This is a genomic window from Nostoc sp. C96, assembly GCF_059384975.1.
Genome location: NZ_CM182020.1, coordinates 6,395,410 through 6,408,063, shown reverse-complemented (window position 1 = coordinate 6,408,063; position 12,654 = coordinate 6,395,410). Strand labels below are relative to the sequence as shown.

The following is a 12,654-nucleotide window of genomic DNA, read 5'->3' as shown; positions in this document are numbered from 1 at the left end:
CTAGAGATTTCATACCCTAAAAAGGTAAAATCCAGGCTGACATCATGGCAAACTTTACTGTTGGAGACTATTTAGTACATCGTCTAGCACAGATTGGCATCAAGCATATATTTGGGGTTGCGGGAGACTACAATATGGAGTTTCTCGACTCTATTGTTAAGTGCGATCGCATTGAGTTAATTTCTACTTGCAACGAACTCAACGCATCCTATGCGGCTGATGGCTATGGTCGAATTAACGGTGTTGCAGCATTAGTAACTACCTTTGGTGTAGGTGAACTCAGCGCTATTAATGGTGTAGCTGGTGCTTACGCTGAAAACGTCCCAGTTGTAGCAATTACTGGTTCTCCTGCTACGAAAATTCAAGCATCTGGCTCACTGGTTCATCATACCCTTGGTACTGGTGATTTCTCTTTGTTTGCCCGGATGTATGAACAGGTAACGGCCGCGCAAGCATATTTAACTACAGAAAATGCCACAACTGAAATTGACAGAGTTTTGGGTATCTGTCTTTTGAAGAAGTTACCTGTTTACATTTCCATCCCGATGGATGTGGCTAAACATGAAGTGAACACACCATCTGATGCCTTTATACCTCCTGTATTTGAGAGCGATCGCACTACTTTAACGGAAACCATCGATATCTGCGTCAATCTCTTGGAAAAGGCTGATCAACCTGTAATTCTGGCTGATATTGGTGTAGTTCGTTATCACTTGCAAGCAGAATTGCGTGAACTCCTCAAAGTTACTGGCTACCCTTATGCCACGATGAATATGGGAAAAGGACTGCTGGAAGAAACCCACGCTCAATTTATTGGTATATATAATGGTGCTGCCAGTGAAGAATCTGTTATACAAAGGATTGAACAAGCAGATTGTGTTTTGAGTATTGGTGCTTTGATGACTGATTTCAACACAGGTAAGTTTTCTGCCAAACTTGATCCTAGTCGCACTATTGAAGTGCATGGACAGCATGTCAAAGTTAAACATGCTTTATACAAAAATGTAGCTATGGCAGATGTACTTTCTGCTTTATGTCAACGCTTACACCACCGGGATGCTCAAATGCTAAACTTCAAATCAGCAACTGAGAATTTAGATGCTGGTTTTATAAATACTTTTACAGCTAAAGAGTCTGCACCAATTACACAACGGCGTTTTTGGCAGAGATTTGCTCATTTTCTGCAAGAAGATGACATAATTGTGGCCGAGACTGGAACTTGTTTGTTTGGTGCCGCCATTGTTCCTTTACCAAAGGGAGCAACCTTTGTTGGACAAGTACTTTGGGGTTCCATTGGCTACTCTGTTGGCGCATTACTTGGTTGTGCGATCGCATCTCCACAGCGTCGTTCTATCCTACTGGTTGGCGATGGGTCTTATGAACTACCCACAATTGGCTTCGCCTGAACTGTGGGTTTCTACATCCCCCAGTTCGTTTTTAGCGAGTTTTTCTGTAGATTTTTGTCGCTTCTTCGCCCCTAGTTGCCTCATCGATCCAGATTGCTTACGCTTACCAGTAGATGTGGGAGAGCTAGGCGACTCTGCGACTACGAGGCTAGTTCCTAACCCCGGTAGAGTACCTTTAGACCAATAAAGCATTACTTCGGCAGCAGCAATATCCCTATCCTGCACGTATCCGCAAACAACACAATTATGAACTCGAATATCAAGAGTTTTTTTATGTTGATGACCACACTTCGGACAGGTTTGACTAGGCTTTACTTTCTTCGTTGGAACTTCTACAAATACACCACCAATTTGCTCAACTTTGTACTTGATGATATTGCGAAGCATTCCAAAAGCAACATCTAGTATTGACTTATTCAGTCCTGCTTTTTGCTTTTTACGCTTGCCTTTCTTTGCTTTACTAGTCATGTTTTTTACTTCTAGTTTTTCAGTCGCAACGAAGCTATTACCGCTTACAATTTCTGCTGCTACTTGATGTACCCAGTTTTGTCTTTGATTACCAACTTTACGAACTAGCTTAGTAACCTTTGATTGGGCTGTTTTATATCGTCTAGAAGCTTTAATTTTTTTGTTTCTATTTGGTGCGCGTTTACGCCTCTTCTCCTTAGAAGCTTTTTTGATTTTCTGTTCAGCATTTCTCAAAAACTTAGGAGCATCGATTTGTTGATGATTCTCTCCATCCGTAATTGATAATGCTGCTTTACAACCTAAGTCAATACCAATTGCACCAACTGGTAGAACTTTAGGCTTTAATGCTTGGTCTAGCACATCAACAGTAATAGATGCGTACCATTTACTATTGCGATAAACGATAGTGCAAGTAGTTGATTTACCCCAACCCAAAGCCTGCCCTCGCATCTGAATACGTCCAATTTTAGACAGATTGAGATATCCGTTTTCGCCTTCAGATTCTACTTTAAAACCTGCACAGTCTGGATAAGTCCATCCTGAATAATGTCTAATTGACTTAAATCTCGGACGCTTACCTAGCCCTTTAAACCAACGCTCAAATGCAAAATCAACACGTTTTAATGTTGCTTGCAGTGCATGGCTGGGAAGTTCTTTGTACTCTACCCAAACATCTTTAAATGCTGGCAAACAATTCTGTTGCTCAAAATAATCAACTTTGTGATTATAGATTTTGTACTGGTTAAATCTGTTATTTACTGCGGCATTGTACAAGTCCTTGTGGAGCTTTCGGTGATACCGCAAAATTAATTCAGTTTTCTCGTTTGGGTATAACCGAAAAGTCATTCGTCTTGTTGCCACAGGCTGTTTTTGTTTTCTCCAAAAATCTGGTATATTAATCAGAATACAACGGACACGGTTACTTGTCAAATGCTTTCTCGTAAAGGGTCACACGCTGTTTTTTCTATTCACTTACATTTCGTTTTTATTACTAAGTATCGTAAAAAAGTAATTACCGCACCAATCCTTGAGAGGATGCACGAGATTTTTGCAAATATTTGCATTAAAACTAATTGCATTTTGGTTGAATTCTCAGGTGAAGAAGACCATGTACATTTACTGGTGGACTATCACCCAGACAACAATATTTCTGACTTTACCTCTAGTTTAAAATCTGCTAGTAGTAGGGTCATTCGTAAAGAATTTAAGGAGCATATTGAAAAGTTTTACTGGAAACCTTTGTTTTGGTCTAGCTCGTATTATGTAGCGTCAAGTGGCGGCGCACCGATTGATCAACTTAGGCAATATATTAAAGAGCAAGATGCACCGACCGAATAAATATGGATTGGTTATTTCCACTTCGTTTCAATAACCCGCTCCGATCCCTACCCTACTAAGAGTTGAGGGTAGGGACTGCCGCGATACGTTCAAATGACTGCACAAGAACTTTCGACCATATTACGCTATGGTCTTAAACCCATTATTTTCCTTATGAACAATGATGGATACACCATAGAACGTGATATTCACGGTGAACGAATGCCTTATAACGACATTCAACCTTGGAAATATTATCAGCTTCCTGAAATTTTCGCTGGCAATAGCTGGGGAATTAAAGTTAGTACTGAATCTCAGTTAGAGACAGCATTACAAACAGCCGAACAAAACCACGAGCAACTTGCTTTTATTGAAGTTGTTATGGATAGAATGGACAACCCAAAAAATCTCTTGAAGATGTTGCAGCAATAAAGCAACATAGTAATAACAAAATAAATCATCTATCTAAAGCAAGATATTTTACGATATATAAACATTGATGCGATCGCTCAAATGACATGCTTAAATAGAAGTAATGAATCATACAGCAACATAAAATATTACTGAGACCGAGCGCTCATCCTTTTTGAGAGACAGCCTGACTGTTCAATAAATACCAACGCCAAGGCAAATCTACTCCTTTGGTTAAACCAATCCGAGTAGTTTGAATTAACGTGAGATTTCCTTGTTCTAGCTGTTGTTGAAACTCAGGATGGCGGTGTTCTAACCAGAGTGGTTGACCAAACTCTAAAAGTGTGGCATTCAATGTCAGATCAATTTTCAAAGCGCGGCAAAGTTTGCCTGGGCCAGCAGCAATGCGGTGTGGTTTGAGTTTGTGTTTATGGTCAACCCACATAGGCACTTGCTCTAACTCCAAGGCGCGGAGAAGCACTGCACTAGCCACTCCATCTTGGTCAGTGACAACATTCAAACAGTGGTAAACACCATAAATTAAATACACATAGGCCTTACCCGCAGCACCAAACATCACCTGATTGCGAGTAGTCCGGCCACGATAAGCGTGCATTGCCGGATCATCAGCTGCATAAGCCTCTGTCTCGACAATTAGTCCTCGCAAGATATTACCATCTGGCATTTGTCGTACTAGAGTACAGCCAATAAGCTCAGGTGCCAGTAAAGTTGAGGGACGACTCAACCAAGCGGCATCAATGCAAGCAGTCATACTCTTTTACCCCAAAAGTGCTGATCATCAACGAGTAAATTTTACTCAGCACTCATATCGTTTCACGAAAAAATGATACAGATTTATGGGTTTTTCATTCTTTCCCCCTGCGGTCTATTTGTATCAAACTTAAAGTGAAATGGTATCAGCACTTCAAGTATGAATACTTTGCTGAATAGGTACTTCAATGCGAAATTCTGTACCTTCACCTGGTTGGGAATCGCATTGAAAAAGACCACCATGCTTTTCTACGATAATTTGATAACTAATGGATAGCCCCAAACCTGTACCTTTACCCACGGGTTTAGTTGTGAAAAATGGATCAAAGACGCGGTTTTTCACAGCTTCCGGGATGCCTACACCATTATCTTTGATGTAAATTACCACACTAGATATATTGTTGCTCATCTCACCTACAGTAGTGCGAATGGTAACTTGATGTTGATGAGTTGCTGAGGTTGAGTCTTGGTGATATTCAAAAGCGTCGATCGCATTACTCAACACATTCATAAATACTTGGTTGAGTTGTCCTGCATAACACTCTACCAATGGCAAATCACCATATTCCTTGATGACTTGAATATCAATACTATCTGGTTTTGATTTCAGGCGGTGCTGTAAAATCAGCAGTGTACTATCCAGTCCTTCATGAATATTCACTACCTTCATTTCCGCTTCATCAAGGCGGGAGAAATTACGTAAGGACATCACAATTTGCCGGATGCGTTCCACACCAACACTCATTGAAGAAAGAGTTTTCGGCAAATCTTTCGAGAGAAATTCTAAATCAATATCTTCCAGGCGATCGCAAATTTCTAAACTGGGGTTGGGATATTGTTTCTGATACAGATGTAGCATTCCCAGCAAATCATCAGCATACTCCCGGACATGGGATAAATTGCCATAGATAAAATTCACTGGATTATTGATTTCATGGGCAACACCCGCTACTAACTGACCCAGTGAAGACATTTTTTCGGTTTGGATAAGTTGAGTTTGGGTTGTTTGTAATTCATGCAGAGCCTCAGCTAATTGTTGGGTTTGCTGTTTGGTCTGGGAGAGTAAATCAGCTTGCTCTAGCGCCACAGAAAGTTGAGTCGCGACTTGAGTGGCAAATTGAATTTCCGAAGCTTGCCATTCACGCGGTTGGTCGCACTGATGAATACACAACAAACCCCAGAGTTCATTACCTTTAGCTAGAGGAACTACTAAATTGGCTTCTACCTGAAGTTTCTCCAGCATATTCAAGTAACAAGGGTTGAGTCCAGAGTTGTGAACGTCCGTAATTACATGTACTCTTCCCTGACGATGCAAGGCAATATATTTTTGCTTAAAGCAAGTGTCTTGAATTTTTAAAGCGATTGTCGAGACAAACCCAGGTAAAATATCCTCGGCAACTACTTCACCCTCATCTAGTTCGGCATTCGGATCAAAGCGATAAACAACAACTCGGTCAGCATTTAAAGTGCGGCGAACTTCATGAGCCGTTGCACTAAAGATTGTCTCTAAGTCAAGAGATTCCCGCAGTTTGGCAACTACTTCAAATAGTATCTGTCGTTGTTCTGCGGCTTTCCGCAAATCAGCAGCTTGTTGCTGAGTTTGCATAAGTAACTGGGCTTGTTGCAGGGCTATACCTAATTGAGCTGCAATTTGGCTAAGAAAGCTAACTTCCGAAGGTTTCCATTCGCGGGGGCCAGAATGTTGGTAGGTGCAAAGTAAGCCCCACAGTTTCTGCCCGACAAAAATAGGAGCTAGGACAAAAGCATGAATGTGATAATACTCTAAATTATCTACATGGCACTGGGTAAAGCCCATTTTATAGATATCATCGACGGCAAATGTTTCGTTATGGCGGTAACGCCCTCCCTCGGTATTTTGTAGGTAAGTGTCGTTCCAAATGGTATTTACCCTAATTTTGGCTTCATTTGTCCAATGTGGACTAGCAGCTTCAAAATCTCCGACAAATTCGCCACCCCAGTCTTCTGTAAAGCGATAAACTGAAACGCGATCAGCTTTAACTAACTGACAGACTTCTTGGGTAGTGATTTGAAAAATCGTGTCGATATTTAAAGACTCACGAATTTTGGTAATCACACCAAACACAGCTTGTTGCTGTTCTGATGTGCGTTGCAATTCTAGTATGCGCCTTTTGACTTGATGTTCTAAATTATGATTAAAGCCTTGTACTTGTTGATAAAGTTCATATTGTTGAATTGCTGAAGCAAAATGTTTAGCGATTTCTCTTGCTAATTCAATTTCTGTTGCTGTCCATTGTTGCGCTTGGGCTGTTTTTGATTCTTTCCAGATATCAAAAGACAGACGGGGAAAAAGTTGGCGGCGATCGCGGTCAATTTGACCCGCCCACAAGGTTTCTGTGTCTATTTCATCTCGAAAAATGCTCAAGTAGCCGACTAACTGCTGACGATAATACAGGGGAATCATTAGCAGGCTGCGAATTTTGGTTGGCTGAAAAGCCAGTTGTAAAGTTCGCAAATTTGGGGTTTGATAAATATCGTTAATCGCCCAAATGTCGTATTCCTTGGACTCATAATGTTGTTGCCAGACACTATACTGCTCCATTAAAGGATAAATAGTATTTTCAGGTATTTCTGGCTGTTGTCCACAGGTGTAAACTTTAATGCAATCACTACCTGGTATTAAACATTCATTGATACTCTTAACGTGACCATTTTGGAGGGTAAAAGCTTCATTTCTGATACACAGTCTGCCACCAGAACCTTTAAAAGCAGCCACAGTTGCTTCTAATGCTGGTTGTAAAACAATCGTAGGGAGTGAATGCAGGAGAGTCGCAATGCGATTAATCACACTTTCCCGTTCTGCTTTAGCGCGGGCTTGGGTGAGCAGATTACTTTGAGCGATCGCCACGGATAATTGATCTACGACCATTTGCATCGCTGCTAATTCATATTCTGAAATAGAATGCGCTTGGGAATTATGAGATACTAACAGCCCCCAAAGTTGCTCTTGGTGAAAAATTGGCGCTACAACACAAGATTTGACTCCCATAGCCGTTAAATATTCAGCATGGCAAGGATCTACGGGGCGATAATGGATATCTTCTGGTTTCAGTTCGCCTGTTTCTAAAGGAATCACCGGACTGTGGCCAATCTGTTGCATTTCCACATTCACAATAGAACGTACCCTAGACTTAATAAATAGTTCACGGGCGTGGGGCGGAATATCATCGGCGGGAAAATTTAACCCTAACAGTGAAGGTAAACGCTGTTCATAAATTGACTCACCAACAACTTGACCAGTACCATCAGCATGAAACTGATAAATCATTACTCTGTCAGTTCCCAGCAAGTAGCGTACTTCTGCTGTTGTCGTTGCAATAATTTCTTCTAACTCTAATGTTTGACGAATACGGTTTGTAATCCGGCGTAGAAGACTTTCTTGATCGGGTCTTGTCCGCAAATTTAGATCCGCTATTTGAGACATTGTTTTTAAATTTTAAAAAATCAGAAATTAAATAACGAGTCATCGATAAATCTAAAATCATTGTGAGTTTCCTAGAATCTATTTGTCCACAGTAAAACCACGGTCAAAATACAGTAAATACTCTGAGGTTTTTGTTACAGGTTTTTACATTATTTTTTTTATAAAAAATTTCTCTTCTATTTATAGATTTTTGATAAATTTTTGTTTGTTAAAAAGTTCAAATAAACAGATATTTATCTTTTTATAAAAAAATAGAGACAAGAAAAACATTCTGTCTCCACTGTTAATTTTTCAGTTGTATTTGAGTCTTTTTACCAGAAAATTAAACTCTAGTATTATTGACAAAGCGGATTCTTAAATAATCTTCTTCCATCTTGGCACTAGCAGGTTGTAGCGCTGCCAAAGCTTGCGGCAGTACGAGGTTGCGGCGATGATTGCCAATTGTAATGTTTAACTCATCACCTGTTTTACTGAGTTGAATTTGGTGTTTTGGGATACCTGGCAAATACAGTTCTAAACTGTATTCGTTTTGTTCTTGCACCACTCTAACTGTTGTTTCTTTGTAATAAACTTGACTGGGGTCTTCATCTTTGTAGAGAATATCCTTTAATCTTTCTAGGGCTGCCAAGCCACACATTTCTTCTGAGAAAAGCGGCACTTCTTTGACAGGTAGAGGATGGAAATTTTCGTGAATTTCTTGACGATATTCTTCTTGATTTTGTTTCCAACGCTGAAAGAATGGATCTTCTACTTCTGGAGGAATAATCCGATTAGCAATGACTAAATCTGTAGCTACATTATACAGACTTAAATAAGCATGAGCGCGTAGTGATTCTTTAATCACCATTTTTTCGGGATTAGTGACAAGACGCACAGACGTTTGAGTATTATCTGTTAATACTTTTTCCAGTGCTTCAATTTGTTCATAAAACTCGTAAGGTGCATCCATTACCTCTTTGTCGGGTAAGGAAAAACCCGCAATAGGTTTAAAAATTGGTTCAACTAAAGGACGCAGTGCTACCGAGATATTTTGAAACGGTTTGTAAAAGCGGCGCATATACCAGCCACCGACTTCTGGCAAACTCAACAAACGCAAAGCTGTACCAGTGGGGGCTGAGTCAATGATTAAAACATCAAAATCCCCTTCATCATAGTGGCGTTTCATTCTTACCAAGCTGAAAATTTCATCCATCCCTGGTAAAATCGCCAATTCTTCCGCCTGGACTCCTTCTAAACCTCGCGCCTGTAAAACTTGCGTAATGTAGCGCTTCACCGCGCCCCAATTACCTTCGAGTTCTTGCAGTGCATCCAATTCTGCACCCCACAAATTTGGGCGAATTTGTTTGGGTGCATGACCCAGGTCTAAATCAAAACTATCAGCTAGGGAGTGTGCAGGATCTGTACTCAAAACGAGTGTACGGTAGCCAAGTTCTGCACAACGAAGTCCCGTAGCGGCAGCAACAGAGGTTTTTCCCACACCGCCTTTGCCTGTCATCAAAATTACGCGCATTATCTCGAATTTATAAGGTTTTTAGCTTGTGAGTCCTCTAAAATGCTTAATTAATGCTCAAAGAGGCAATCATTAGTTTTCAGCGAGATATTAAGTATGAATTTGATACTCAATATCTCTGCTAAAAAAATACTCTTCTTTTATTATTACGTAATTTTCCGGCTCACAAGTTGCCTCAATCCCAAATTCGGGAATAGCCCATCAAGTTTCTCATCCAAAATCTCAAATCTAAAATGGGAATGAGTCTTTACCTGATTAATCCTATCTCGTATAAACCTTGGCGCAGTCTTTTTGCTTCTTCAAGATTATGCTGCTGTTCGTGTAGCAGAATCGCATTTTTAAAAGCTGTCTTACTAGCTTGGAGATTGCCAACTTTTAGCTGCACTACACCTAAATTTTGATATGCTTCTGCATAATAAGGATTCAATCTGATGGCTTTTTGATAACACGCGATCGCATCAGTAAACAAATTCAAAGCCTTTAATGTCATTCCTAAGTTATAATGTCCAGTCACAAAGTCTGGGTCAATCTTTAAAGCTGTTTCGTAAGCTTTTTTAGCACTGTTTAAATCGCCTGCATCTTTAAGTAAGTTGCCTAAATTGTTATATGCTCCCAATTTTAGCATCGGATAAATTGGTAATTTAATGGCAGCTTGATAATGTTCTAGGGATAGTTGTGGCTTTTTTAAATGATTATAAGCAATGCCTAAATGATAGTGGAGTTCATATAAGATTTCGTAGTTTTCTTCTGATTGATTTGCTGCCATACAAGCTAAGTTTTTTTGCGGTACTGACTGACCAGTTGCTTGGTTAAGTCCACGTTGCAATAACTCTACACCTTGTGAGATTTTGCCAGTTTCAACGTAGAGCGCCCCTAATTTACTGCAAACATAAGGATCATTGGGATGGGTGGAAAGAAACTCTAACATTGCGGCTTGAGCTTTGACCGATTTATTATTTTGCGCGATCGCACTCTTCTGATATCCTGTATGCAGAATTGCTACACCCTGCAAATAACCGACTTGCCAATGAGGTTCTTTTTGTAAAATTGCCGCTACACTGTCATCGACTAAAGCATGATAAGGCCGTTCAAAGCGAATTTCGGGATGATTGCGAAACAAGCGCGAAACTAAAGAATAGGGAGATTGAATTGCACCTACTTCTTGGCGGATCAGATTAATTAAGATATATTCATCACTTTGGATTACCTCTTGCAACTGTGGCACAATGCTGGGAGTCAATACTTCATCCGCATCTAAAACCAGCACCCAATCACCAGTGACATATTTTAAAGCTGCATTGCGGGCAGTACTAAAATTATTTGACCATTGAAAATGATGTACTTTTGCCCCAAATTGTTGGGCAATTTCGGCAGTGCGATCGCTAGAGCCTGTATCTAAAACTACCATTTCATCAACAAAATCTTTAACACTATTCAGGCACTTTGGTAGCGCGGTTTCTTCATTTTTCACAATCATGCACAGACTAATACTCATAAGCAAACTTCAATTTATTTACTTGTATTTATTAAACATAGGAGATGCAGTTTCAAGAACCCAGCACTGAGAATTCAGAAATCACAATTCATCTAGCAATCCTCAATGAGTTGCTTACACATCTACTCCCTGTCTCTACGAGTAGTTTACACATCAAACCGGATTGCTATATGTCAACTCTACTGGCTGTCAGTCACCACTGAGAACTTTATGACAGATAGAAACTTATTCTGAATTCTGCTGTATGTGCAAAAATCAAGATTAACAAATCAGTGAGTAGTTATTCTCAAAGAGAGGGGAAACTTCATGCTGGGTCAAACGGTCGGGGGACGCTACCAAATTCTGACTCAATTGGGACGAGGCGGATTTGGCACGACTTTTGTAGCTCAAGATATGCAACGACCGGGAAATCCCCAGTGTGTTGTCAAGCAATTTAAGCCACTGGCTAATGATCCCTACACTTTAAATGCAGCTAAACGTTTTTTTGATTTAGAAGCCGCTATTTTGGAAATGTTAGGAAAACATGACCAAATTCCGCAATTATTGGCTCACTTTGCCGAAAATGAAGAATTCTTTTTAGTGCAGGAATTTATTCCCGGTCATGATCTCAAACAAGAACTCCCGCCTTACAGTGATAAATTAACTGAATCTGCTGTTATTCAACTGTTAAAAGATATACTGGCTGTTTTAGCATTTGTGCATCAAAATCATGTCATTCATCGTGACATTAAACCAGAGAATATTCGCCGCCGAGAATCAGATGGCAAAATAGTTTTAATTGACTTTGGTGCAGTTAAACAAGTTAGTACCCAAATGACTAGCACCTCTGGGCAAACAAGTTTTACTGTGGCTATTGGTACACCTGGTTATATGCCGAGTGAACAAGCTAATAGTAATCCTCATTTAAGTAGCGATATCTATGCGGTGGGTATCATTGCTATTCTGGCTTTAACAGGGATAAATCCAGCGGGTGGTAGTCATTCATTACCCAGAAACCCAGCTACAGGGGAAATTGATTGGCGTAACAAAGTCAAAGTTAGCCCACAGTTTGCCAGTATTTTAGATAAAATGGTGCGCTATGATTTTCGTCAGCGTTACCCTACAGCCGAGTCAGTATTGCAAGCATTAGAAATGCTGGACAAAGCACCATTAACTAAACTACAACAATCTTTGCCAAAAAGATTTGTGACGGGGTTAGGAATTACAGTAGCAGTGGCAGTAGGAGTGATAATTTTATCTCAACTAAAAATTAACACAACTAACTTTCTCAACTATGCTGCTCAGGGAGTAAAAATTAACTATCCTGAAAATTGGTCAGTCCAAGAAACACCCAATGCAGTGACTCAAGATATAGTCACATTTTTATCACCTAAACAAAGTGATGCAGACCAGTTTCCCGAAATTTTGACTATTAGAGTCGAACCACTTTCTAGTACTTTAGATGAGTCAAAAGATTTATTTATTCGAGAAGTTAAAAATACTATAGATGATGCCCAAATAGAAAGTTCCAATGAAACAACACTGGCAAATAAACGGGCAAACCAACTAGTATTTACAGGTAAGAGTGATACTGGTCGGCTAAAAAGTCTACAAGTTTGGACTTTACAAAATGATAATGCGTATATTATTACTTATACTGCAAACCTGGAAGATTATCAAAAATTTTTGCCGATAGTGGAAAAAATGATTCAATCTTTTGTGATTGAATAAAGCCTGAAATTATTAATTTATCAAAAAATATATCCCCGAATTCTTCAAGAATTCGAGGATATAAAGTTGACTAATTTTCACAAATCAATATTATTTGGAGATT

General features: G+C 39.7%; 9 protein-coding genes. 4 read left to right on the top strand and 5 right to left on the bottom strand.

Annotated elements, in window-relative coordinates; genetic code table 11:
* Positions 1-44: 44 nt before the first annotated feature.
* The gene (locus tag AC504W_RS27330) at positions 45-1,406 is read left to right on the top strand and encodes an alpha-keto acid decarboxylase family protein (protein ID WP_494875397.1); all 1,362 of its coding nucleotides are present in this window, start codon (positions 45-47) and stop codon (positions 1,404-1,406) included.
* Here AC504W_RS27330 and AC504W_RS27325 read toward each other — a convergent pair.
* Positions 1,383-2,720 carry an RNA-guided endonuclease InsQ/TnpB family protein gene (locus tag AC504W_RS27325; protein ID WP_494875395.1) on the bottom strand — a complete coding sequence of 446 codons (1,338 nt, stop codon included), beginning with the start codon at positions 2,718-2,720 and terminating at the stop codon, positions 1,383-1,385. The genes AC504W_RS27330 and AC504W_RS27325 overlap by 24 nt on opposite strands.
* Positions 2,721-2,804: 84 nt before the next feature.
* On the opposite strand from AC504W_RS27325, the gene tnpA reads away from it, so the two are divergent.
* Positions 2,805-3,212, top strand: coding sequence for an IS200/IS605 family transposase (gene tnpA, locus AC504W_RS27320; RefSeq protein ID WP_015112402.1), 408 nt, complete (start codon positions 2,805-2,807; stop codon positions 3,210-3,212).
* Between the two features lie 93 nt (positions 3,213-3,305).
* Positions 3,306-3,623, top strand: coding sequence for a thiamine pyrophosphate-dependent enzyme (locus AC504W_RS27315; RefSeq protein WP_494875394.1), 318 nt, complete (start codon positions 3,306-3,308; stop codon positions 3,621-3,623).
* A 145-nt stretch (positions 3,624-3,768) separates the two neighbouring features.
* Here AC504W_RS27315 and AC504W_RS27310 read toward each other — a convergent pair whose 3' ends face one another.
* The 4 genes from AC504W_RS27310 to AC504W_RS27295 all read right to left on the bottom strand — a co-directional run bounded on the left by AC504W_RS27310 (position 3,769) and on the right by AC504W_RS27295 (position 10,841).
* The gene (locus tag AC504W_RS27310; RefSeq protein WP_494875392.1) at positions 3,769-4,374 is read right to left on the bottom strand and encodes a DNA-3-methyladenine glycosylase; all 606 of its coding nucleotides are present in this window, start codon (positions 4,372-4,374) and stop codon (positions 3,769-3,771) included.
* A 153-nt stretch (positions 4,375-4,527) separates the two neighbouring features.
* A complete protein-coding gene (locus AC504W_RS27305) occupies positions 4,528-7,836 on the bottom strand; it encodes a GAF domain-containing protein (protein WP_494875390.1) in 3,309 nt (1,102 codons plus the stop codon).
* Between the two features lie 322 nt (positions 7,837-8,158).
* On the bottom strand, positions 8,159-9,346 hold the full coding sequence (locus AC504W_RS27300; protein WP_096581672.1) for a TRC40/GET3/ArsA family transport-energizing ATPase: 1,188 nt from the start codon (positions 9,344-9,346) through the stop codon (positions 8,159-8,161).
* 247 nt (positions 9,347-9,593) lie between these two features.
* Complete coding sequence (locus AC504W_RS27295; protein WP_494875389.1) at positions 9,594-10,841, bottom strand: glycosyltransferase family 2 protein; 1,248 nt, start codon at positions 10,839-10,841, stop codon at positions 9,594-9,596.
* Positions 10,842-11,147: 306 nt separating this feature from the next.
* Here AC504W_RS27295 and AC504W_RS27290 point away from each other — a divergent pair, with 306 nt between their 5' ends.
* A complete protein-coding gene (locus AC504W_RS27290; protein WP_494875388.1) occupies positions 11,148-12,551 on the top strand; it encodes a protein kinase domain-containing protein in 1,404 nt (467 codons plus the stop codon).
* Positions 12,552-12,654 lie beyond the last annotated feature (103 nt).